This is a genomic window from Paenibacillus sp. FSL R5-0923 (assembly GCF_038009145.1).
GTDB lineage: Bacteria > Bacillota > Bacilli > Paenibacillales > Paenibacillaceae > Paenibacillus_AQ.
The window spans coordinates 3,302,681-3,325,838 of sequence record NZ_JBBPAT010000001.1 but is presented as its reverse complement, the minus strand read 5'-3'; the positions used below and the strand labels follow the sequence as shown (position 1 = coordinate 3,325,838).

At 42.0% G+C, this 23,158-nt stretch carries 31 protein-coding genes; 9 read left to right on the top strand and 22 right to left on the bottom strand.

Annotated features, from left to right (window positions below):
- Positions 1-124: 124 nt before the first annotated feature.
- Complete coding sequence (gene rplS / locus MKX35_RS14815) at positions 125-469, bottom strand: 50S ribosomal protein L19 (RefSeq protein WP_042128973.1); 345 nt, start codon at positions 467-469, stop codon at positions 125-127.
- A 147-nt stretch (positions 470-616) separates the two neighbouring features.
- The gene (locus MKX35_RS14810; protein WP_042189467.1) at positions 617-907 is read right to left on the bottom strand and encodes a hypothetical protein; all 291 of its coding nucleotides are present in this window, start codon (positions 905-907) and stop codon (positions 617-619) included.
- A 414-nt stretch (positions 908-1,321) separates the two neighbouring features.
- On the opposite strand from MKX35_RS14810, the gene MKX35_RS14805 reads away from it, so the two are divergent.
- Entirely contained in the window at positions 1,322-2,272 is a 951-nt protein-coding gene (locus tag MKX35_RS14805; RefSeq protein ID WP_076299253.1) for a hypothetical protein, read from the top strand.
- A gap of 57 nt (positions 2,273-2,329) precedes the next feature.
- Here MKX35_RS14805 and MKX35_RS14800 read toward each other — a convergent pair whose 3' ends face one another.
- On the bottom strand, positions 2,330-2,557 hold the full coding sequence (locus MKX35_RS14800; RefSeq protein WP_042189469.1) for a hypothetical protein: 228 nt from the start codon (positions 2,555-2,557) through the stop codon (positions 2,330-2,332).
- Positions 2,558-2,763: 206 nt separating this feature from the next.
- Here MKX35_RS14800 and MKX35_RS14795 point away from each other — a divergent pair, with 206 nt between their 5' ends.
- Complete coding sequence (locus MKX35_RS14795; RefSeq protein ID WP_156113147.1) at positions 2,764-2,940, top strand: hypothetical protein; 177 nt, start codon at positions 2,764-2,766, stop codon at positions 2,938-2,940.
- A gap of 307 nt (positions 2,941-3,247) precedes the next feature.
- Here MKX35_RS14795 and MKX35_RS14790 read toward each other — a convergent pair whose 3' ends face one another.
- The 9 genes from MKX35_RS14790 to MKX35_RS14750 form a co-directional block, all read right to left on the bottom strand.
- On the bottom strand, positions 3,248-3,382 hold the full coding sequence (locus tag MKX35_RS14790; RefSeq protein ID WP_256716277.1) for a hypothetical protein: 135 nt from the start codon (positions 3,380-3,382) through the stop codon (positions 3,248-3,250).
- 221 nt (positions 3,383-3,603) lie between these two features.
- A complete protein-coding gene (gene trmD / locus MKX35_RS14785) occupies positions 3,604-4,386 on the bottom strand; it encodes a tRNA (guanosine(37)-N1)-methyltransferase TrmD (RefSeq protein ID WP_042194150.1) in 783 nt (260 codons plus the stop codon).
- Positions 4,386-4,910 (bottom strand): ribosome maturation factor RimM, encoded by a 525-nt coding sequence (rimM, locus tag MKX35_RS14780; protein WP_076299254.1) that lies wholly within the window; start codon positions 4,908-4,910, stop codon positions 4,386-4,388. Before rimM ends, trmD begins: the two co-directional genes overlap by 1 nt.
- A 92-nt stretch (positions 4,911-5,002) precedes the next feature.
- On the bottom strand, positions 5,003-5,233 hold the full coding sequence (locus MKX35_RS14775; RefSeq protein WP_042128982.1) for a KH domain-containing protein: 231 nt from the start codon (positions 5,231-5,233) through the stop codon (positions 5,003-5,005).
- A 22-nt stretch (positions 5,234-5,255) separates the two neighbouring features.
- Positions 5,256-5,528, bottom strand: coding sequence for a 30S ribosomal protein S16 (gene rpsP / locus MKX35_RS14770; protein ID WP_036688604.1), 273 nt, complete (start codon positions 5,526-5,528; stop codon positions 5,256-5,258).
- 47 nt (positions 5,529-5,575) lie between these two features.
- On the bottom strand, positions 5,576-6,961 hold the full coding sequence (gene ffh, locus MKX35_RS14765; protein ID WP_042189471.1) for a signal recognition particle protein: 1,386 nt from the start codon (positions 6,959-6,961) through the stop codon (positions 5,576-5,578).
- 20 nt (positions 6,962-6,981) lie between these two features.
- Positions 6,982-7,338 carry a YlxM family DNA-binding protein gene (gene ylxM, locus MKX35_RS14760; RefSeq protein WP_036688609.1) on the bottom strand — a complete coding sequence of 119 codons (357 nt, stop codon included), beginning with the start codon at positions 7,336-7,338 and terminating at the stop codon, positions 6,982-6,984.
- A 149-nt stretch (positions 7,339-7,487) separates the two neighbouring features.
- Positions 7,488-8,135: a PAQR family membrane homeostasis protein TrhA gene (gene trhA / locus MKX35_RS14755; protein ID WP_042189474.1), complete on the bottom strand. Its 648-nt coding sequence runs from the start codon at positions 8,133-8,135 to the stop codon at positions 7,488-7,490.
- 56 nt (positions 8,136-8,191) lie between these two features.
- Positions 8,192-9,709, bottom strand: a complete 1,518-nt coding sequence (locus tag MKX35_RS14750; protein WP_076299255.1) for a carboxypeptidase M32 — start codon at positions 9,707-9,709, stop codon at positions 8,192-8,194.
- A 163-nt stretch (positions 9,710-9,872) separates the two neighbouring features.
- Here MKX35_RS14750 and MKX35_RS14745 point away from each other — a divergent pair, with 163 nt between their 5' ends.
- The 4 genes from MKX35_RS14745 to MKX35_RS14730 all read left to right on the top strand — a co-directional run bounded on the left by MKX35_RS14745 (position 9,873) and on the right by MKX35_RS14730 (position 11,712).
- The gene (locus MKX35_RS14745) at positions 9,873-10,208 is read left to right on the top strand and encodes an iron-sulfur cluster biosynthesis family protein (RefSeq protein WP_076299256.1); all 336 of its coding nucleotides are present in this window, start codon (positions 9,873-9,875) and stop codon (positions 10,206-10,208) included.
- Positions 10,209-10,229: 21 nt separating this feature from the next.
- Positions 10,230-10,790 carry a beta-class carbonic anhydrase gene (locus MKX35_RS14740; protein WP_042189481.1) on the top strand — a complete coding sequence of 187 codons (561 nt, stop codon included), beginning with the start codon at positions 10,230-10,232 and terminating at the stop codon, positions 10,788-10,790.
- Between the two features lie 200 nt (positions 10,791-10,990).
- On the top strand, positions 10,991-11,419 hold the full coding sequence (locus tag MKX35_RS14735) for a membrane protein (RefSeq protein ID WP_042194151.1): 429 nt from the start codon (positions 10,991-10,993) through the stop codon (positions 11,417-11,419).
- A gap of 8 nt (positions 11,420-11,427) precedes the next feature.
- Positions 11,428-11,712 carry a YxcD family protein gene (locus MKX35_RS14730; protein ID WP_076299354.1) on the top strand — a complete coding sequence of 95 codons (285 nt, stop codon included), beginning with the start codon at positions 11,428-11,430 and terminating at the stop codon, positions 11,710-11,712.
- 47 nt (positions 11,713-11,759) lie between these two features.
- Here the strand turns inward: MKX35_RS14730 and MKX35_RS14725 are convergent, their stop codons facing one another.
- The 7 genes from MKX35_RS14725 to MKX35_RS14695 all read right to left on the bottom strand — a co-directional run bounded on the left by MKX35_RS14725 (position 11,760) and on the right by MKX35_RS14695 (position 18,040).
- The gene (locus MKX35_RS14725) at positions 11,760-12,776 is read right to left on the bottom strand and encodes a S66 family peptidase (RefSeq protein ID WP_076299257.1); all 1,017 of its coding nucleotides are present in this window, start codon (positions 12,774-12,776) and stop codon (positions 11,760-11,762) included.
- A 128-nt stretch (positions 12,777-12,904) separates the two neighbouring features.
- Positions 12,905-13,285 (bottom strand): hypothetical protein, encoded by a 381-nt coding sequence (locus tag MKX35_RS14720; protein ID WP_076299258.1) that lies wholly within the window; start codon positions 13,283-13,285, stop codon positions 12,905-12,907.
- 79 nt (positions 13,286-13,364) lie between these two features.
- Positions 13,365-13,715, bottom strand: coding sequence for an Asp23/Gls24 family envelope stress response protein (locus tag MKX35_RS14715; protein WP_042129003.1), 351 nt, complete (start codon positions 13,713-13,715; stop codon positions 13,365-13,367).
- A 35-nt stretch (positions 13,716-13,750) separates the two neighbouring features.
- A complete protein-coding gene (locus MKX35_RS14710; protein WP_042189487.1) occupies positions 13,751-14,860 on the bottom strand; it encodes an AI-2E family transporter in 1,110 nt (369 codons plus the stop codon).
- Between the two features lie 16 nt (positions 14,861-14,876).
- Positions 14,877-16,322: a sensor histidine kinase gene (locus MKX35_RS14705; RefSeq protein ID WP_076299260.1), complete on the bottom strand. Its 1,446-nt coding sequence runs from the start codon at positions 16,320-16,322 to the stop codon at positions 14,877-14,879.
- Positions 16,300-17,004 (bottom strand): response regulator transcription factor, encoded by a 705-nt coding sequence (locus MKX35_RS14700; protein WP_042189491.1) that lies wholly within the window; start codon positions 17,002-17,004, stop codon positions 16,300-16,302. The genes MKX35_RS14705 and MKX35_RS14700 overlap by 23 nt, the downstream gene beginning before the upstream one ends.
- Before the next feature lie 196 nt (positions 17,005-17,200).
- Positions 17,201-18,040, bottom strand: a complete 840-nt coding sequence (locus tag MKX35_RS14695) for a DegV family protein (RefSeq protein ID WP_076285397.1) — start codon at positions 18,038-18,040, stop codon at positions 17,201-17,203.
- Positions 18,041-18,211: 171 nt separating this feature from the next.
- Here MKX35_RS14695 and MKX35_RS14690 point away from each other — a divergent pair, with 171 nt between their 5' ends.
- The gene (locus MKX35_RS14690; protein WP_076285396.1) at positions 18,212-18,436 is read left to right on the top strand and encodes a hypothetical protein; all 225 of its coding nucleotides are present in this window, start codon (positions 18,212-18,214) and stop codon (positions 18,434-18,436) included.
- Between the two features lie 76 nt (positions 18,437-18,512).
- Here MKX35_RS14690 and MKX35_RS14685 read toward each other — a convergent pair whose 3' ends face one another.
- The 3 genes from MKX35_RS14685 to MKX35_RS14675 form a co-directional block, all read right to left on the bottom strand.
- Positions 18,513-19,748, bottom strand: coding sequence for an MFS transporter (locus MKX35_RS14685; RefSeq protein ID WP_042189497.1), 1,236 nt, complete (start codon positions 19,746-19,748; stop codon positions 18,513-18,515).
- A gap of 155 nt (positions 19,749-19,903) precedes the next feature.
- On the bottom strand, positions 19,904-20,377 hold the full coding sequence (locus MKX35_RS14680) for a MarR family transcriptional regulator (RefSeq protein WP_076299261.1): 474 nt from the start codon (positions 20,375-20,377) through the stop codon (positions 19,904-19,906).
- Between the two features lie 201 nt (positions 20,378-20,578).
- Complete coding sequence (locus MKX35_RS14675) at positions 20,579-21,226, bottom strand: FusB/FusC family EF-G-binding protein (protein WP_076285393.1); 648 nt, start codon at positions 21,224-21,226, stop codon at positions 20,579-20,581.
- Positions 21,227-21,599: 373 nt separating this feature from the next.
- On the opposite strand from MKX35_RS14675, the gene MKX35_RS14670 reads away from it, so the two are divergent.
- The gene (locus tag MKX35_RS14670) at positions 21,600-22,151 is read left to right on the top strand and encodes a MurR/RpiR family transcriptional regulator (protein ID WP_143759402.1); all 552 of its coding nucleotides are present in this window, start codon (positions 21,600-21,602) and stop codon (positions 22,149-22,151) included.
- Positions 22,152-22,285: 134 nt separating this feature from the next.
- Positions 22,286-22,960 carry an SOS response-associated peptidase gene (locus MKX35_RS14665; RefSeq protein ID WP_076285391.1) on the top strand — a complete coding sequence of 225 codons (675 nt, stop codon included), beginning with the start codon at positions 22,286-22,288 and terminating at the stop codon, positions 22,958-22,960.
- Positions 22,961-23,158 lie beyond the last annotated feature (198 nt).

Here is a 23,158-nt window from a genome sequence, read left to right as displayed (position 1 = left end):
GGGTAAGCGTTTATACGAGAAATATAAGAATAATGTATAACGTGAAACTGATGCTTTCCTATATTTTCATAAAATAATAAAACGAAAGGGGCTTGAATTCAAGCCCCTTTCCTTTGTCACTATTCTAGCGACGAATTTCTTTAATTCTCGCTGCTTTACCACGTAGTTCACGAAGATAATAAAGTTTAGCACGACGCACTTTACCACGACGAGCCACTTCGATTTTCTCGATTTTAGGCGAGTTGATTGGGAATGTTCTTTCCACACCAACACCGTAAGAAATTTTACGAACCGTAAAAGTCTCACTGATTCCACCGCCACGACGTTTGATTACAACGCCTTCGAACAACTGGATACGCTCACGAGTTCCCTCGATTACTTTTACATGCACCTTCAAAGTGTCACCCGGGCGAAAACTCGGGATATCTTTACGAAGTTGCTCTTGCGTAATAGCTTGTAGGATATTCATTAAGGACTTCCTCCTTCCGTACAGGTGTTCTTGCCTCTTCCGGAGAGATCTTTGCTCTCCCTCATTATCCGCAGCGGACCACCGTATTCCACACAACAGAGATAATAATACCATAAAGGACGGGCTAATACAACTTATTTTTTCTATTTAAAGCGGTAGCATATCTCTTTTTTTCGCCTTCGATTGGCAATCTTTACATAGACCAACCACAGTTCCATTATCTTGTGCATAGAAGACTAGCTTTCCATTCTTCTTCTTACAAGAAGAGCAAGGCTGCTCCCCTGGGCTCTGTTTGGCTTTACGATGACTATCCATTGAGATTACATTGCTCTGAGTGGTACGCGGATAATTTTTTGTAGTATTTATTTTCCGTTTCCAGACTAAAAAATATACGCCTGTCAAAACTACTAAGGCAAGCAAAATGGCTACATATTTCATTTGGCTCCCTCCACCCTTCAAGATTTATTAAAGAAAGAAAGTAAAAAGACCGCCCTGTTCTGCAAGTGAGGTAACGGTCTATATCTGTATACAATGTAGCCTTAGCACACCTATGCACTTCTATCCGAAAAAAGCGATTTCCAGTAGCTGCTGAAGGTTCTATATGAGGATTTCCGCGCACTTTTAAATATGTACCCGTATCGTATTTATTCAGCGAGTGATCTTTCATTTATTTTAGCACAATTAAAAATCGAAGTGTAGTGAACACTTTTGAGACCTAGTCTTTGGTCCAGTATAATAACCCGCCTCCAGCCGTTTTTACAGATAAATTCCATAAGCTATACTTACAGAAGTACATAACGAAATCACATATGTCAGATCACATACACCCATATATGAGGAGGAGTTTTTTCAATGAGGAAAAGGAATAATAATAGTGTATTAGCAGCAGTAGCCGTATTATCTATCGTACTTTTGGCCGGTTGCACTGAATTACCAGGCAGACAATCTGCCAAAAATGAGGTTGAAAAGAGTATTTCTGAGAATGTGCACCAGAACATTGGTGAAGTTGTCAAGCAAGAGCTAGGAAAAGCAGCTGCAACTGTGCAGCAAGCCGTTGAGGAAACAGCTACTAAGGTAGTTGACGAAGTTAAAGCAGACAGCATTAGCAAAGAACTCTCCGTATCTCAAGCGATCGGTTCAGCATCCGTACTCAGCATGGACAATGCAGTAGGAGAAATAGAAGTTACAGCTGTTACAGGAGATCTGATCCATGTAAATGCAACGATCTCAGCCCACAACAGCTCTCTCCATGCGTCTGACCGTCAAAAGATTATAGATGATGCTGAAGTTTTAGTAGAGGTCAGTGGTGATACGTTGAAGGTGTCCACGCATTCCAAATCAAGTCCTAAAAAGGACTTATGGACATGGGCGCAAGACAAATATGGATATTCAGATTTTAGCATAAGCTATAATATAGAGCTCCCCGCCAGCATGAATAAATATAAAATCACAAATAACGTAGGTCAAATTCGTCTTCACAATCTAGAGGGGAATTATCAAATCGTCAGCAACGTTGGAGCGATCAATATTGAAAGAGCTAAAATCACTGGCAAATCCACTATAGAATCCGATACTGGCAGCATACGAATGGATATAGCAGGGATGAAGGATGATAGCAGCCTAAAAGCCAAAACAGAGGTCGGCAGCCTCAGTGCTGTCCTAGCCGATGGTATGAAATGCAGCTTAGAAGCCAATAGTGATCTCGGGCAAATCAAAGGTGTAGAAGGCGGAAAGACCGATATCAATGGGGGCGGCCCCTTATTGTCCCTAAGCTCAAATATAGGTGCAATTACAGTACAGTAATCAGCAGTAAACAGACCGTCCGGGATAATCGGGCGGTCTGTTTTTGTTTCCTAACGATTAGATTAATGCGATGGCTAGCAGAGTGAATAAACTTAAAGTTAAGATCTGATTTCCGGCAAAAGAATTTCCCCAAAAAGCAGAAGTATGCACAGAACCATTGTCAGTTCTTAAGTAAACATTGTATCTGTCTACATCTGTAATAACGCCTTCATGCTGTCTACCGTCTCTAGTCAGAATCCGCACCCTTCTATCCTTACAACGCAAACAATTATAATAAGCTTCCACTAGTGTACTCCTCCTTGTTCGTAATGATATAATCTATGTGTAGGAGTACAGGTCGGTAACGGCGAACTTACATAGGTCGGACTTTGGGTCAATATTTACTTTTTTCGATCCTTGTATCTTTCGTATTCCTCAAGGCTATAGATAATGTAAGACCTATCTACGGCTAGCAGTCCGCAATATCCCATCCATTCGAGGAGGCCAATCTCATGAATGTAGAAAGAAAACAGTTTATTAAAGAAGGCGTACTGCGTATCACCATTTTCGTTATTTTAGCTTCACTTACTTACACCGTTCGCAACTACGCATGGGCTGTTACTGTTCTCGTATGTGTTGCGCTGTACTCACTCCTTACAGGAGTACACAAAATCTTACGCAAAGAATAACATGTGCCTCCACGAACTTTTATAGCAAGCTAAAACGCCTACGGCGTCCTTTTAAGGACGGTAAGCGTTTGTGCGAGAATTATAAGAATAAAGTATATCGTGAAACTTATACTTTCTTATAATTTCAAAAATAACCACTTTTCGCTGAGATACTAGATCTCATCGGAAAGTGGTTATTTACAGTTTAACCGGAGTAATAGGATTCAAGCTTTGTTACCTTCTAAAAGAATAAAACCATTAGCGACAGCGAACACAAAATTCACTGTATCTAATGGTTTTATTAAGCCTAACATTCAATCTTATATGTTCACTCTTTAAATGGCGAATGGGCATTGCGATTTGTATAAAAATCGATAATATCATTCACGGTGCGGAGCGGCTCCGCTTCCTTGTGGATTGTGTCCACGTTAGGCTTGAATTCTTCATGCGTCTTCGTAGTCACTTCAGTTCATTCCCTTCAATAGTTAAGCTTGCTGCGTTATCAGCTGCATATATTAGTGCGGCACCTCTATTCATTACCCTAAAAAGAAGCTTTTAACGCACCAATACTCATATTATTTTGAAAACTATTATTTTATTTGTTCTCAGGTACACATAACAAAAACGCCTCCTCAACGTAAGATACGTTAAAAAGACGTCAAATATACCTGTTTCATTAAATTATCACTCCGGTTTGTCCACATTTCTTAGACGTTCCAGTGTCTTTTTGTCTTTCAATGTAAGTTCTGCAGTCTCAAGCAGGTCCGGTCTGCGTTCCAACGTGCGCAGCAGTGCCTGCTCTCTCCGCCATATGTCGATGTTAGCATGATGACCACTCAGCAAAATATCTGGTACCTTCCAGCCGCGAAACTCGGCAGGACGTGTGTAGTGTGGATATTCTAGCAGTCCAGTGCTGAACGAGTCAGATATCGCAGAGGTTTCATTTCCAAGTGCTCCTGGCTGAAGCCGGACTATGGAATCTATAACCGTCAACGCAGGCAGCTCTCCACCTGTTAGCACGTAATCACCCATTGAAAGTTCATCAGTTACCAGATGCTCACGAATCCGCTCATCATATCCCTCATAATGCCCACATATGAAGATTAGGTGCTGCTCTTGCGCCAGTTCCTCTGCAATCTTCTGATTGTAAGTTTTTCCTTGTGGGCACATAAGGATGATACGCGGCTTCACAGAGCCCACTTCATCAGATCGATTGTGATCTTCCTCGTTCGGTGTAATACCAAGCACATGCTCGACTGCATTAAAAATCGGATCAGGCTTGAGCACCATACCCCCGCCACCGCCATACGGTGTATCATCCACACTATTATGCTTATTTCCCGAGAAATCACGGAAGTTCACAGCATTTAAGGAGACGATTCCTTTTTCACGTGCTTTACCAAGAATACTTGTGCTGAATACGCCTTCGCACATTTCCGGAAAGAGCGTAAGCACATCAATTCTCATCATGGCAATAACCCTTCCATCAAATGGACAACAATTCGTTTGGCTTCTATATCCACATTCAGGACCACATCGTTGATTACAGGAATTAGGATGTCTTGTCCTTTTGCAGGCTTAACAACCCATACGTCATTCGCACCAGGCTGTAAGATTTCTGTAATCGTACCGAGTGGTTTATTTTCATCTTCATCCGTGTATACCTCACAACCGACGATTTGGTGGAAGTAGTATTCGTTCTCAGGGAGATCCACCAGATCATTACTCGGAACCTTCAGGAGGCTTCCTTTATATTTTTCCACTTCATTGATGTTCGTATACCCTTTGAGCTTAACGATGAACATACCCTTGTGCTCACGAGCGGATTCTACAGTTACTTCGAATTTAGAACTGCCATCTGCAGGGATCACCTGCAGCTTCTTACCTGCAGCAAAACGAACATCAGGGAAATCGGTATGGGATAGTACTTTAATCTCCCCGCGAATACCATGCGTATTCACAAGTCTGCCTACGGTTAACTCTTCTGTCATACAACCCTCTCCTTTACAAGCTTCATCTAATCTATATTTGAACAAAAAGGAGCCGGGATATACTATCCCTAGCCCCTCATTGTACGCATCATTTAAGATAAAATATCTACAGTTACGCGTTTATCGCTCTTGACTGCTGCAGATGTGACTACTGTACGGAGCGCCTTAGCGATCCTTCCTTGTTTGCCAATGACCTTTCCAACATCATCAGGATGTACGGACAGTTCATAGACAATTAGGTGATCCTTCTCCACCGCTCGTACCGTCACATCTTCTGGATGATCCACTAAAGCCTTAGCAATTACTCCAACTAATTCTTCCATAGAGGACCCTCGCAATCAGTCATTATTTCTGTTGCTTAAGCTCATGAAACTTCTTCATTACGCCTGCTTTGGAAAGCAAGTTGCGTACTGTATCAGATGCTTGCGCACCTGTTTGAAGCCATTTAAGAGCTTTTTCCTCATCGATCTTAACTACTGCCGGTTGTTCAATCGGATTATAATAACCGATTTCCTCGATAAAACGACCGTCACGAGGGGACCGGGAATCGGAAACCACTACACGATAGAAAGGCGCTTTATGCGCTCCCATTCTTTTCAGACGAATACGTACTGCCACGAAAAATCACCTCCTTATAATAGTTTCGAGATATTAGAACAGCAAGATCATTTAAAAGGGAACTTCATACCTTTTCCACCTAGACCTTTAAGCTGCTTCATCGCATTCTTCTTAGAGGCTTTGCCGCCTCCGCCCATCATGCCTGAGAATTGCTTCATCATCTTACGCATCTCATCAAATTGCTTAATGAGGCGGTTGACCTCGGCAACCGAAGTTCCGCTACCAGCAGCAATACGCTTGCGGCGGTTATGGTTGATGATCTCGGGCTGACGCTTTTCCGTCTTAGTCATAGAATGAACTATGGCTTCAACGCGGCCCATTTGCTTGTCGTCAACCTTCAAATCCTTAATGCCCTTGGCTTTGTTCATGCCAGGCAGCATGTCAAGAATTTGATCGATCGGGCCAAGCTTCTTCACCTGATCCATTTGCTCAAGGAAATCATCAAACGTAAATTCTGCATTGCGCATCTTACGTTCCATTTCCTTAGCTTTATCAGTGTCAATGTTCGCTTGAGCTTTCTCAATCAGCGACAACATGTCACCCATACCCAAAATCCGCGAAGCCATACGTTCCGGATGGAACGGCTCCAATGCGTCAATCTTCTCACCTAGCGCAGCGAATTTGATCGGGCAACCAGTTACGGCTTTGACGGATAGTGCAGCACCACCGCGGCTATCGCCGTCAAGCTTCGTCAATACAACCCCTGTAAGCTCAAGCTGCTTATTAAAGCTCTCAGCTACGTTCACGGCATCTTGACCGGTCATTGCATCTACTACTAACAGAACTTCATCAGGATTTACAATGTTGTGAATCTGCTTCAGTTCTTCCATCAATTCTTCATCAATGTGCAGGCGGCCTGCAGTATCAATAATTACATAATCAAGTCCGTTATCCTTCGCATGTTGTACAGCTTGTCTGGCAATCTCTACCGGACTAGTCTGATCACCTAGCGAGAATACTGGAACTTTAATTTGTTCTCCAAGTACTTGAAGCTGTTTGATCGCAGCAGGGCGATAAATATCTGCCGCAACAAGCAATGGACGATGATTGCCCTTTTGTAACAGCTTCGCCAGCTTACCCGAAGTGGTTGTCTTACCCGCCCCTTGTAAACCCGCCATCATAATGACAGTTGGTGGCTTGTTCGACTTGGCCAGCTTCGCTTGGCTTCCGCCCATCAGCTCGGTTAGTTCCTTGTTAACGATGTCGATAATGACCATCCCAGGTGTAAAGCTGTCCATCACTTCTGTGCCAATAGACTTTTCTTTCACCTTAGCCACGAATTCTTTAACTACCTTGAAGTTAACGTCGGCTTCCAGAAGGGCCAACCGTACTTCGCGCATAGCTTCGTTTACGTCATCTTCGGATACTTTACCTTTACCGCGCAGCTTGCTGAACACATTCTGCAATCTTCCGGTTAAACCTTCAAACGCCATATGCAGTTTCTCCCTTCATGCTACTCTAACCTCTGCAAGCGATCCACGATCTCCGCGAACCGAAGTTTATATTGCTCAGGCAGCATCCCATTCTCCGGCAGTCTGCGCAGTTCTTCTAAATATTTGGTACGACTCTCATGCTTCACTAATAAACCAAGTTTTTCTTCATAATTTTCTAGGACTTGCTCCGCCCGTTTAATATGTTCATAAACGGCTTGGCGGCTGATTTCAAATTCAGCGGCAATCTCTCCCAAGGAAAAATCGTCGTGAAAATAATATTTAAGAAACGTTTGCTGCTTATCTGTAAGCAGTCGTTCATAAAAGGCAAAAAGCAGATTGATACGATTCGTTTTCTCGAGCCTATTCTCCTGACTCATTAAGGGCACTCCCTTCGTCAAGGAAAAACACTTTACACCTTCACAACGTCCCTTATGATACCTAAAAGAAAGAGAGATGTCAAGCATTTTTGCTTGTCATCTCTTTCTTTATTAAAAATCCCTTTTTCACGCAATAAATACGCTTGAAATTATTGGATCGGTAGTACATAAATCAATACGGCGAAGAAGTGTGTGACACTACCCGCAAGGACAAATACATGCCAAATCGCATGATGGTATGGAAACCCTCTCCATACATAAAAAACAGTACCTAATGTATAGAGTATACCTCCAGCCATCAGCAGGATCATTCCTCCGTCTGCTACAACAGCCGAAAGAGGGTTCCAAGCGATTACAATTAGCCAGCCCATTGCGATGTAGAATATGGTGGACATGAACAGAAACTTTTTAACAAAAAATGCCTTGAAGAAAACGCCGAACACTGCGATTCCCCAAATAACGCCGAACAAACTCCATCCAAGCGTTCCCCGAATGGCGACTAACAAAAAGGGGGTATACGTGCCAGCAATAAACAGATAAATAGCGGAATGATCGAAAAATTCGAACAAATCCTTCGCCTTACCCTCTTTGAGACTATGCACTAGTGTTGAATTCAGATACAGAAGCAGCATTGTCGTTCCATAGATGGAGAAGCTGACCACATGCCATGTCGTTCCTTTCAGACTTGCAAAAACAACAAGCAGAACAAGTGCAGCCACGCTTAATACCGTTCCAATCCCGTGCGTAATCGCATTCGCGACTTCTTCTCTCCGGCTGTAGGTGTGAGTATTTGCCATATCCATATCCTTCCGTCTAAGCTTTCTTTCTATTATACCACGCGTACCCTACTGGATTACAGTTTGTAAATCTCCGTATACTTCGCTTCTAAATAATCAGCTAAATAATCTGGACTCAGTGGTTCCCCCGTTACTTGCTCAATAATTTGTGAAGGCGTTAAGCTATTGCCGAAACGATAGATCTTATCGGTTAGCCACTCTTTAATAGGTAACAGGTTCCCTGCAGCAATTAACTCATCAAACTCCGGTAACTCTTTGCGAAGTGTATTCAGAATCTGTGCAGCGTACATATTACCTAAGGAGTAGGAAGCAAAGTATCCGAAATCCCCGCCAGACCAATGGACATCTTGCAGCACACCAAGTGCGTTAGATGGCGGAGTAATACCCAGATACTCTTGATACTTAGCATTCCATACTTGAGGCAAGTCTTTTACAGAAAGGCCTTCATTAAAAATAAGCTTCTCGATCTCATAACGTACGATAATGTGCAGATTGTATGTAAGCTCATCTGCTTCAATCCGGATAAATGAGTTCTCCACGCTGTTGATCGCCCGGTAGAAATCTTCCAACTCCACATTTGCAAGCTGCTCCGGGAATTGTTGCTGAAGATCCCCGTAATAACGTTGCCAGAAAGCCCGGCTGCGTCCGATCATGTTCTCCCATAGTCTCGACTGAGATTCATGAATCCCCATCGATGCACCTTGTGCCAGTGGTGTTCCAACAAAATCCTTGCTGATATTTTGCTCATAAAGCGCATGACCACCTTCATGTAGTGAGCTGAATATGGCACTAGTCACATTATCAAGCAGATAAGCGGTTGTAATACGAACGTCGCCTGGATTCAATCCTGTTGCAAAAGGATGCACACTCTCATCTAAACGACCTGCGTCAAAATCGTAGCCCATTTGCTCTAAAATAAAGTTGCCGAACTTTTCCTGCTGTTCTTTAGGGAAGATCTGCTGTAAGAAGCTTGTGTCCGGTTTATTGGGCGAAGCAGCGATAGCTTCTACCAATGGTACCAAACGGCTGCGCAGGCGGCTGAATACTTCATCCACTTTTTCTACCGTAAGATCAGGCTCATACATATCAAGAAGCGTATCGTACCGCGTTCCTTTTACACCCCAATAATCGATAAATTCTTGCTTTAGAGCAACTATCTTGCTTAAGTAAGGTTCAAAAGTAGCGAAATCATCATTCTCCTTGGCTTCTTCCCAGATGGTTTGGGAATGTGCGGACAGGACAGCGTACTCCTCAAATCTTTTGGAAGGGATGCTCTTGCTGCGCTCATATTCTTTACGGCAATCGGTAACGATCTTCTTCTGATCATGTGATAGCTGGGAAATCACTTCAGGACGGGTAAAAAATGCTGTAAAATCTCCCATTTCCTCCGAAACTCCGAGTCTGAACAGTTCTCCACTCAGCATCCCAATCGTACCCGAACGAACCTCTACTCCCTTACGTGGCGCACCGGTGCGTAAATCCCAGTGAAGTAATTCTATGGCCTCTGAATATCCACTTATTTTTGATAATAACTCGCTAAATTTCTCCCACTGTTCCTTCACTTGCTGTTCCATTTTATTACACCTGCTTTCTCTGTTTTGCCGACTCCTCTTGATGATACTTTTTTGAATGAGTATAATCAACTTCAGAGATAACATCTCTAATTTAAAATATTCAATGGGTTACATAAGAAGCAGATCTTGCTTCGCACAAAATTCAAAGGAGCGTGAACAGGCTATGATGATTCAAGTTACACCTCTCGCAGAAAGGAAGTTGAAGGAAAGGCTTGAAGATCGGCCAGGATTTTTCAAGCTCTTTTATGATACGGAAGGCTGCGGGTGTGACGGAATTAATGTATTACTAATTGTTTCAGAAGTGGAGGACGGCGATTCTAGGATTGAAAGTGATTCCCTTCCCTTTATCGTAAGCCGCCAGCAGGAAATCTTTTATGAGGACAAGATGCGTCTGGATGCCGAGGAAAGATTCTCTTCCTTTAAGCTAGACAGTGATTCACAGATTTACGGAAAAAATATCCTGGTAAGAGATATGCGTAATGCAAGTACAATTCAGTGATTTTAGGGAGGAAAAACAGTCATGAGCCATGTATCCGATATTATTAACTTTAATAAGAGTTTTGTAGAGAATAAAGAGTACGAAGCATATTTAACAAGTCGCTATCCAGATAAAAAAATGTTGATTATCACTTGTATGGATACCCGTCTGGTTGAACTATTACCAAAAGCGATGAACTTTAAGAACGGTGATGTCAAAATCATCAAAAATGCCGGAGCGGTTATTTCTCAGCCCTTTGGTAGTGTTATGCGTAGTGTCATGGTTGCGTTATATGAACTTGACGCGGAGGAAGTTATCGTAGTTGGGCACTATGAATGCGGTATGGCTTCCCTCAATGCAGATCATATGATCAATTCCATAAAAGAACGCGGAGTATCCGAAGAGGTGTTAAACACGCTGGAGAATTCCGGGATCAAGCTTACCAAATGGCTGCGCGGGTTTGACAATATCCAAGAAGGGGTATCCCAAACTGTGAATCTGATCAATAAGCATCCATTACTACCCCCAAATGTACCAGTGCATGGCATGATCATCGATCCGGCTACCGGAGCGCTTGAGCTTGTCGTTGATGGATATAAATAACTTAAGTTACAGCTCTCTGACTGCTGTTTGCGTGGATCCTGGATCCACGCTTTTTTTGTAATTAAAAAGTATAAATTATGACAAGCATATACTTTCTTATATTTTAAATAAAAATTGAAACCTAGTAAGACTAGCTGCGTAATACTGAACATGCACATAAATTCATACTCACAGGAGGGTTTTCGTACTAAATGAAACCAATGAAACGCGTAATGATGATTGTAATGGCCTTTACTCTATTTTTCGCCGTAGCTACCCCGAACTTTGTGGATGCGAAGCGAGGTGGTGGCGGATTTAAATCCGGCACTCGCAGCTATTCAACAACTCCAAAAAAATCAACAACCGATAACGTAAGAAAAAGCGATAGCACTAAAAGCTCCACAGCAGGATCTACTGCGAATACGAAACGGGGATTCTTCAGCGGTGGTGGCTTAATGAAAGGTATGATGATCGGTGGTTTGGCTGGGTTACTGTTCGGCGGAATGTTCGCCGGTATGGGTGCCTTTGGTAACATTCTAGGATTCGTCATTAATATGCTTGCTATCTATGTGCTCGTAATGCTCGTGATGTCCTTCTTCCGTCGCAGAAAAGAACGTCGTCGCTTAGAAGATCAAGGTGGGCGTTACTAATGTCAACAATGGTTCTAAGCATGGATGAGATCATCAATGCCCTCTGCCTACACATGGCTGAACGTAAAGCGGTTCGCCCTGAAGATGTTCAAGTAGAACTGAGCTGGGACGAAGACACCGGATACTCTGCTGAGGTTTGGGTACAGGGACGTAGTCAATATTTAGTTGAGTCCAACATGATCGAGGCGATTCTACGTTACATGCTTAGCGAATATGGCATTCGTGCATACCGCGAAGATGTAAGGCTAGACCTGGATGAGGAAATCACTGCAATTGTAAATACACAGAACTAATAGTAAAAGGGACAACCCAAATGGTTGTCCCTTTTTTTTGTATGCATTTATTCATAGAAAAATTGCTTTACCGTTCCTACTCCGTCCGTCACATCAACTTCAGCATACGCACCGTTAATAAGCGTAATTTGCGGTGGAATATGACCACAATCGATATCATACACAATAGGTACCTGGAGTTCCTCAGAAAGCTCTGCGTAGATGTCTTCGGCCGTGTAGTTCTCTACTGGTCGATTAGCAGGACTTCTGCCAAACATAATGCCAGAACAATTCTCAAACCAACCTGCTAGCTTCATCTGAACTAATGACCTACGTACATCAACCGTATTCAGTTCGCAGTTTTCCAAATACCATAGGATCGGTTCATTGTTAATCATTTGTTCTTGGAAATGCCGCAGATTGCCAAATGGTGTGCCAATCAGATGCCTAATTACATCTATACATCCCCCTAGCAGACGCCCTTTCATAGTTACAGGACCAGAGGATACTGTCTTCCAACGGGTATCTTCTGTCAAGTGAAATACATAAGGCGTAGGAGCATCATGTTGCCATTCCCCCTGATATTTAAGCGATGAATGCTGGACAATAGAATCCCCTGCTTTCGTCTCTAGAACCGCTTCCCACATGGCTGTGGTATCATCTGAATACTCTCCTCTTAAATCAACAAGGTTAGTCCCGTGGGCCGTGGCAATCCCTGTTCTTAAAGTAACTGCAAACAACAGCACGCTAATATCTGAATAACCTAAGATCCATTTGTCCTTCATGGTATCAAAATCAATAAACTCAAGAACCTCAATTAACAGCTCCCCGCCCCAAGGCGGAATAAGGATATCAATATGCTCAGCGCTCATCATCTCGTTAAACTCCTGAGCACGAACTTTGGCCGGTGCCGATTTAGCCTTCTCTTGCGTCCATACCGTATCCCCGCAAATCATATTAAATCCTTTAGATTCCAAACGACTTGAAGCCAACTTAATTAACTCTGCATTTTGAGCGCCTACTCCAGATGAAGGTGCTGTCACCCCTACTGTCGCATTCTTGTTCAAAATCGGATATCTAATCATATGACACCTCCAGTATTACAGCAATTATATCAAGAGTACACATCAATTACACAAAAAAAGAACATGACTAGTCGCGTCAACGTACGATCGCAAAACCAGTACATGCTCTTATTCAATAGAATTCAACTTTAGAGTAAAGAAATAGCTAGCAGTTCGAACAACACAAGCGGCAAGATCACATTATTATTAGGAGGACCTGGGTAAGGACCCGGGCCGGGATACGGACCATGACCATGACCAGGACCCGGATGATACGGTTGGTAAGGGTTATAATATCCGCGCGGCATTTGCCCATTAACTGCAACGTTCAAATACAAATGTTTATTATCTACTCCGGCAATAGTGCCTTCATGCACTAAGCCATCTAAAGTCTGTACATTCACCCTATGGTTTAGGTAGGGCTTGCAAGATTGATGCAAGGAATCACGGACACCGTGCAGGTGCCGGATCACCGTAGGATCGGCCTGATAAATCACATTCTGCTCTTGCCCAGTGTTATATGTCGACATGGATGCTCTGACCTCCGTAAATGGATTTGCTCCATTCTATGCAGAAGCCTATATCACGGTGCCTATTTGAGAGATATCCTTATACTGGAAGGGCTACCTTCTCAACTTTCACATTTACCGAAACAAGGGACAAGCCCATCATATTCTCCACAGCATTACGCACATTTTTTTGCAGCATATAACAGACCTCTTGAATCACACATCCGTAATTAACAATAACCCGCAGGTCGATGGCAACGTCTACTTCCTTCACTTCTACAGACAATCCTTTTTTCACATTTTTACCGCCCAAACGTTTGGCCCAGTTATCCGAAATATTACTTCCTGACATCCCGGCAATACCTGGCGTTTCCAGAACCACCTGTCCAACGATCGATGTGACTACATCATCTGAGATATGAATTAATCCTTGCTCCGTTCCTTCATTCACATAAACAACCTCCATATTTGTTAATTTAAGAGATATTAAAGGCTCTCCTCTACCTCTACTTCTACCTCTGACTCTGCCCTGTGGTTCTTAACAAACAAATTATACACTTTGGTCAAGAGGATTTTCACAATCATATACAATGGAATAATCAGCAATATCGCAATAATCCCGCCTATATCTCCACCAACCAACACTAAGATGATCGTTGTCAGCGGATGAATATCAAGCTTTTTCCCAAAAATGTAGGGAGCAATCAGATTATCCTGAATTTGCTGAGCTACAAGAACGATGATGATGGACCATACTGCAATGGACGGCGATTGGATGAATCCGATAATGAAAATTGGGATACTGGAGAGAATTGCACCAATGAAAGGTACAAAATTCATCACAACAGCAATCACTGTCAACAACAATGCATACTGTAGTCCAATAATAAGGAAACCAATATACATCAGAACACCAAGTGCCAGATTGACTAATACCCGACCAACAATGAATCCACTTAACGCACTGTCAATTTCACTCATCATTGTAGTCCCTTCTCCACGATACTTCTTTGGAAAGAAACTTACAATCTTACGACCAAATTTCCCACCTTCCTTAAGCATGTAAAACAACATAATAGGAAAGGTAAATAAAATAATCGCGAAATTTGAAACAAAGGAGAATAGACCCGTTACGTAGTTCGAAATCAGATTAAATCCTTTATTTAAATATTCAGTCAATTGGGAAGCAAGATCCATATCTGCTGGGATAATAGAAGCCAAGAATCCACTGTCCTCGAGCCTCAATAACTGCTGATTCACGGCTGCGATCAGATTTGGCATATTATCTACAAAATTAATTAGCTGTGTTCGAAGTGAAGGCCATACTCCAATACTAAAACCAAACAAGAGCAATGCAATGACCACATATACGATGATGATCGCAACAGAGCGATTTAGTTTATATCTCTCCAAAGTATTGATTAGAGGTCGGAGTAAATAATAGAAAAATCCTGCCAACATTAAGGGCACGATAATAACATTGAACAAGGACAAGATTGGACTGAAAATAAAATTAACTTGTGAGCCTAAAAATACGATACCTAACACCAAAAGGATCGCTATACAAACTCGAATGAATGTGTTCAGTTTAGCCATAGTTCTCTCCTATCTTCTATTTTCGGGTGTCTTTCATCTCGTTATATTTGGGAATACGTATGGTGAATACCGTTGGTTCCTTCTTTCCGCGACTGAGATGAAGCGTTCCACCCATTTTCTCTGTATTTTTCATAGCAATGGATAAACCAAGACCCGTTCCACCTGTAGTTGACCGCGCTTTATCTCCTCGAACAAACGGATCAAAAAGCGTTGACCAAAGCTCTTCAGGAATGCCTACTCCGGTATCTGCAATTTCAATGGTAACCTCGCTCTCCGAGGGGATAACCTCCACTCGCAGATGAGTGCCTGGCGGATTATAGGTCAAAGCATTGGAGATCAAATTATGAACTACACTCGAGAGTAGCTCCGCATCGAAGCTTGCGAAGACTTCCTGTTCAGGAACATTCAGCTGCAGGATGAAGTTCTTTTGTTCAATCTCACCATAGGAGTCTGCAACGATTTCACGAATAAACTCGCCCAATTCATGACGCTCCATTCGTAGTAAAAAATCTGGGGAATCTATTTTAAGTAGCTCCACCATATTTTGAATCAGCTTGGTCACTTGCGAGGATTTATTATAGATATAGGTTAAATAACGTTTCTGGCGTTCTTCGTCCTCACCACGACCTTCAACCAACGCCTGTGCAAACCCCTGTATACTCGTAATGGGTGTCTTCAGATCATGAGAAAGATCAACCATCATACGTTTCTTACTTTCTTCTGCTTGACGTTTTTCTTTCGTTGTCTTCTCAATTACGTCCGCCATATAATTAAAAGTCTCCCCAATTTGCGAAAATTCTTTCTCTGCATATAGCGAGATACGAGTATCATAATTTCCTTCAATCATCTGCTTCAAACCAAGCGTAATAATACGCAGCGGCTTCCTGATTCTTCGTGCCACCCAATAGCTGTACACGATAATAAGCAAGAGAACCATTCCAACTCCTAAAAAAACATAGTATGAAAGCGAGTGGTTGAAGTATTCAACTAATGGATCACTATTAATTGAAATGTCGATAACTTCTCTAGGGATTTTCAAAAGCAGCCACTCAGATTCATTCTCATTATTACGTGTAGTCAACGAGTAGAAGTACGCCTGATCTTCTCCGTTTTCCAGGTTATTTAAGAGCTGATTGTCGGTATATTGTGTTACATCGTCCTTCTTCTCTCCAACTACGTCGATGACCTTCTTGTCTTGACCCAAGATCTCAATCCACCCACCGCTATGCAGAAGCCGTTTGGTTTCTATCCCATGCTCCAGATTATCTCGATAGGCACTCGCTTCAACCTTCAAATCAGGATCAGCGATTTTATTTTTTTCGAACATATGGGTCACATCAAGGTTAATAAACAAATAATAAACAATCACAAGAAAAAACAAAATGCAGATGAATAACAAAAAATCCAGCGTCAGCGATGATTGTAAAGGTCGTTGATCTCTATTGCTCCATAGGCGCTTCAATTTTGTATCCCAGCCCTCTAATAGTCTTTAAATAAACCGGCTTTTTGGAGTCTTCCTCGATCTTTTCCCGGATATTACTGATATGTACCATGATACTATTATCTTCGTACACATAGAAATCTTCCCATACCGCCTCATATATTTTTTTTCGTGTAAAGACCCGACCCGGTTGTTTCATCATTAATTCCAGAATTTTGTACTCAGTAGAGGTAAGAACGACGGGCTCTCCTGAACGATAGAGCAGACACTGGCTTTGATCCAGTCTCAATTCTCCCAATACAATTTGTTCAGCTGCCTTTTCTTCAATAATCTGTGCGTCAAAATGATGTACCCGCCGCAGTAAAGCTCCTGCACGAGCTACAATTTCCAAAGGATTAAACGGTTTGGAAATATAATCGTCGGCACCGAGTTCAAGTCCCAGTATTTTGTCGTAATGTTCGCTTTTTGCAGATAAAAATAACACCGGGAAATGATGGAACTCACGAATTTTCTTCAATAATTGCAGTCCATCTAGACCAGGCATCATAATATCAAGAATCGCTAAATCAATTTTTTGGTTCTGCACTTGCATTAACGCTTCAGTCCCACTGTTCGCTTCCACAATGTTGTACTCTTTCTCTAAATATAATCTCAACAATTCCACAATTTCTGCTTCATCATCTGCGATTAGAATTGTATACACAGTAATCACCCCATCTAACTATAATCTTCGATTATTAAACCCACCTAAACGCAATCTAAAGAATAGCTAAATTATTACATCCATCAAATTCTTATATTTAAATAAAAATCGCACACAGGAACTCGTCCCATGTACGATCGTATAATTCCAGAAATCTGAACATCTGCTGGCAAATATAAACGCCCTCGGAGTCCTATTAAAAAGCAACACCAATTCCACCTTCACCCGCATAGGTTCCCATTACAGGTCCCATACTTGAGAGTAAAACTTCTTTGAACGGGTGCTTTTGTAAGATGCGTTCTTTAATCTCAAGCGCAAGCTTCTCACAGTTACTGTGTACTATAGCGATAACAGCCTTCTCGTAGTCATGCTGCTTCTCATCCAAATGCGCAAGCAGCCGGTTTAATGCCTTTGTAAGACCCCGGGTCTTCTCCACTACCTCAACAGTACCCTCTTCGCTGATTTTAAGCAGTAGTTTGATATTTAGCACGGAAGCAACCGCTCCTGATATCCGGCTTAGACGTCCGCCCTTCATTACATTCTCAAGTGTATCCAGTGTAAAATATGCGCGAACTTCATCCATTTGCTGAAGCACCTTGTCCTTCAGTTCCTGCAGACTTGAACAAGTCTGTGACCACTTCGCCGCAAGGCCCACGATCAGCGACAACCCGCCAGAAAAGGTCTTGGAATCTATAACCTCTATCGCATTGGTGTGTCCTTCTTCTTGGTACATTTCCATAGCGATCATAGCCGTCTGATAAGTGCTACTAATATTAGAGGACATACAAATGACCATAATGTCAGTACCTTCCTCTACTTGCCTGAATGTCTCAAGGAATTGGTTTGGACTTGGACTTGCCGTAGTAGGTAGCTCCTTGGATTCACTCATTTTAGCATAAAAGGTTTTCGTATCCGTATCCGCAGGCATTAACTCATGCCCAAAATGAACCGGTAGATGGACCACGGAAACATTATACTTCTCCATGTAGTCAAGGGGTAGGTCAGAACCGCTATCTGTTATGATCTTGATTGCCATAATATAAGTACTCTCCTTTCAATATCAGTACTATTATAGCTATCGCCAAATGAAATCTCCAGTAACCAATATAACTTGAAAAATCCTTCAATTTGTGCTTATGTCATTCTTCCTTAACTTGTCCTAATATGATATGGTTTATGAATAAGCGTATAGAAATGGAGTGTATGTATGAGTAAGGGAAGAGTATGGAACCGAGGCAAGCATGATGGAACAGGACTATCAAGGAAAAAAAGCGTGGATCAAGAAGTTACAACATCTACTGAAACAGAAGCGACTGAAGCTTCAAATGAACCGTCAAATGCCAGAATTGATACAGTTAAGCCGATGAATCGTACGAACTGGGTAACTCGTCCTGCACGGGTTATCAATAAAGATTCCAAAAACAAACAATAACTATGACAAATAGGGTTTCAGAACTTGTCCCTGAGTTCTGAAACCCTATTTTTATATGTTCTTAAACGTAGGTAGTTTACATAATTACATCCGGACGCTTATACAAAACGAGTATGGCTGCTGCTATAAGGATCATCCCCATAAATGCGGGTGCGGCATGGCCTAGTGATACATAAATCTGACCTCCAATGATAGGCCCAATCATTCTTGCTAAAGCCTGAATAGATTGGCTACCTCCTTGAATCCTACCTTGTTCACTAGAATCGACAGACTTGGAAAGCATCCCGTTAAATGAAGGCCCAAAGATCGAATCCCCAAAGCCAAATATAAACATTCCAGCGATAAAAAGAGGATAGAATGAGAACAACGCAGATAACGCAATAAAACTGTAACCGATAATTTCCGAAGCCATTCCAAGAATTGCTATACGTTTATCACTAAGTTTCTTCAAAAGCTTTGGCATGATCAAACCTTGTGAAATGATGTCTTGGAGACCCATAATCGAAAACATAAGTCCGATTAGTGCTGGCTTCCAGCTGAAAGTATCCATCGTAAATTGAGAAAATACTGCCTGTAAAGATCCGTTAGGAATCCAGAGTAAAAACGCTGAGACTAGCAGCCTATTTAAGTTTTTCATGGAAAGTAAGTTTGCAAGCTGTGAAAATGGATTCAGTCTTACAAAGGTAATCTCCTTCAGTCTATTCTTCTTGGCAAGGCTCTCTGGCATAAAAAAGAATCCATAAACAACATTCAATAAAGTTATGATTGCTCCAAAATACAAGGGAACAGAATAACCAAACTTAGCAAGTAATCCGCCTATCGTTGGGCCAATGACGGTGCCTACACCTACAACTGCACTTACCCATCCGAAGTATTTGGTTCTCTGCTGCGAAGGAATAATGTCTGCAAAATATGCAAAGATTGTGCTTATGCTCCCGCCTGTTATCCCTTCGATTATACGTCCAGCAAATAGTACCCATAGAGCCCCTCCTATGCCAAAAACCAAGTACCCGACGGCGGAACCCAACAGGCATACTAAGAGTAATGGACGCCGGCCATATTTGTCGCTCAAAGCTCCAAGTACGGGGGCTGCAAAAAATACACAGACTGCATATACCGAGGTCAGCATCGTAACAACTATTGCTTGTTCTCCAGGACTGCTTGTATAAGGCTGCACTAAGAATGGGACGACAGGCATTATGATACTAAAGCCTATTCCGCAAAGAAACACAGAGATAAGACCGAATATTAATGCGTGTTTATCTACGGATTGTCCTGTGTTCTGTTCATTGTGTGATTTAAATATGGACATTTATGTTCACTCCTTAAAGTTACTATTTTGATTCCTAGGAAACATGTTTATCGTATCGCCATTTTGTTTCCTTGTCAACAAAATAATAACAATAAAAATGCAGCCGTTCTCCATAGAGCCCGACTGCATGTGGTTTCATTTTCATTATTGAAATTTTATTCCGATTTAATATCTTTACCCTGTTTCTTTATTTCCGCATCCAAATGACTACTATACTTTTCCACGAAACTAAGCATACTATCAAATTGTTCCTCGGTTATCTGCGCAAAGACGGCTTTATCCCGCTCTTGAAACTCTTTGTGAAGGTCCTCATGGATTTTATAAATTACTTTTCCTTGCTCAGTAAGCCTAAAATAGATTTCTTTTTTGTTATCAGACTTCTGGTAGCTTTCGATCAGGCCTTTTTCTATGAGTTTCTTAGTTAATTTACTTATGGCACCGCGAGTCATAAAAAAGGACTCCGCAAGTTTTGTTACGTTGGAATCTACATTTTTTTCAATGTATTCAATACAATGTACTTCGGAAGATGTATAACCCTTAAGACTTGCCTCCATCTTATCTTTGTTAAGCCAAACAATCTTATTATATAGGTCCCTGACACCCATTAGGATCTGATCTTCTTTGTTCATGACCTGTCCTCCCACCCACTCTTGCATTAACAATATTATATCACATTATTTTTTTGTTTCTATTTCAACAATATTCAAAAAAATTAATTCAGAATTGAACGAACAGTAAATAGGGTTTCGAAACGGAAATCATTCGTTTCAAAACCCTATTGCTCTATAGTCTGAAGCTACCTACAACAGCAGCCTTTGCTAACCCTAACATTATGCACGAGTGGAGAGAATGAATCTCTCTAACGCTGCTGTATCCGTAATCCTATGATTACATTCTTGGCTCTCTATGCAAATATATTGGCCAATGGAGGAGTAATCATCCGGCGAAGATTTTGCAAGCCTGGTCTTGACCGTAAAGAAGGCGAGCTGTTGCTGCCGATTACAGAACAGGCAATACCCCTTCTTGTTCATTGGTGTCATTCTACCCTCAATACCGATAAACTGCCCTTCGAACGGATATACAATAAATAATTTATTGGTAGCAATATCTATCCAGCTCAAATATGTCATATATCGAAAATCAATTACTGATAAATCAGGTACCTTCAGCTTCTTATTCTTAGGGAATAGCTTCTGAATCTGTTTCGGTGTAATCTGTGGAAAAGGTTCTAAATAAGGCTCTAATCCACTAAGATACTTCTGAAAATCGTATGCAGTCTCAAAGGCAGATATTTGTTGCAGCAACTGTTGCTGACTATCACTTAGTGTTGAAAAAGCTTCTACTACATTCAACGATGAACGATATCTTACCGTCTCCAAGACTCTTCGATCCGCTACAGTTCGCAGTGTTTTTAGAAGGAAGTCTGTTTGTTTTTTAATAAAATTATATTGATGGTTTCTAATAAATGGTGTATTCATTGCTCTTCAGCCCCTTATATTTTGAAATTTCATAAGGTGCAAAGCCAATTATTAGAAACGATAATATTTAGTTTGGGCGATCATCCATCCTATCGCACCTCACGCAAAGTATCGCCCTAATTTAGGCTTTGCGTGAGGAACTTCTAGCTAATGGGCAAACCAACATTAGCACAGTACCACCTCCGATTACATTCACGAAAAAAGTATAACAGGAATGTTTGGAATCGGCTAGACCAGGTTACCAACCTCTGCATCCTCTCTGGAAGGTGCTTCACCAATGAGCTCCTCAAAAGTTTCTTCATCATGACCGAAGCTTTCACTTTGGTGTGAAGACAAGGCGAAAGCACAATTTCGTAGTTGCCTTGCTTAATGGTTGGATAATTGCTCACATCATTTGCAAGAGACACGCCGTTATTTGAGCGACGAAGCGCTGCAACGTGCAGTAGAGGCACTATTTACAGCTCGCATTGTTTATGTATATAGCCCCGGTCCATGTGCTGGACTAGCGGAGCTGATGATCTATCGAATGGCGCGCTTCGGACTACAGCTGAAAAAAATGGCCCCCAGCGGACACAAGCTGTTAGAGACCTTAATGCATGCTGATCAACAAGATGTATTGCTTGTCTTTGGATTTGTTCAACTGTTACCTGAAATCGAAGTGATTTTGGACCATGCACGTGAAGCTAATTACCAGGTCATTCTGATCACCGACAGACTCGTGTATCCTCGATCCCAAGATGCAGATATTGTACTTTATGCCGGGAGAGTTGAGGTTTGGGAGTTTCACTCCATGGTCGGTCCCATTTATATTATTGAGAATCTGATCCTTGGGGTAGGTTTAGCAAATAGGGATGGTAGTCTAAGCAAATTAGACAAATTGCAGCAGCTAAGAGCGCAGTATGGAGGGAAGCTTCCACGGAGCTAGGTTAAGCCATGGAGAAACGGAGTGATCGCTAAAATAGGCGCCAACTGTAAAAATTGCGAATGAATGACTACGGAAATCATGAATAATTTACCTCCTTTTACAAACACTACGAAACAAAAGGAGGCTGATGTTTCATGTGTCAACGTTTTTCTCTGGCGGCCGAACTACAAGACATTAGGGATCATTTTGAAATCAAACGGGTGATGTACTACTATAAAGACCGCTATAATATTAGTCCCACACAGGATATGCCTGTCGTATTACAGCAAGATGGTGAGCGAATTCTGGATGAGTTCCGCTGGGGCTTCGTTCCTTATTGGGGTAAAGATGCGATCAATGCGGATCTCCGAAATGTGCATCAGAATCCAACCTATCGCAAGATGGTGGACAAGCAGCGCTGTATTATTCCGTGCAACGGATTTTACTATTGGAAAAAAGAAGGCAAGAAGACTTATCCCGTTCGGGTAGTCATGAATAACCGCAGTATGTTCGGAGTGGCTGGTCTATACGAAATTTGGCGGGATACGCGCGGGGAGCCTCTTCGCACCTGCTCTCTGGTCATGACAGATGCCAATCCACTGATTAGCGAATTTGAGAGCCGGATGCCGGCGATTTTGTCCCCACAGGATATCACTCGATGGCTTGATGAGGAGACAAATGATCTGGAAGCACTGAATCCGATTCTGCGGCCTTATTCAGCAGATGAAATGCAGGTGTACCCGGTCACACCAATGATTAACGACAACAGGAACGACTCGGCTGAATGTATTCGAGAAATGGATCTGAAGGGATCCTGGGTAAAGCCTTGAGATGATAGCAGAATTGGATTAGATGCTCTAAAAATGAAGCAGCGGTGCTAGGGCTGAGAATTAAAACCTTAGCACATCGCTGCTTTAATTGCTTATCATTTCTATTGGCTCTTCATCCAATTACATGCTCAAGAGTTCAGTTCGAATTTATATTGTTCAAGCTTTTCAAAAACACCATCCACCCATTCAGGATCATCT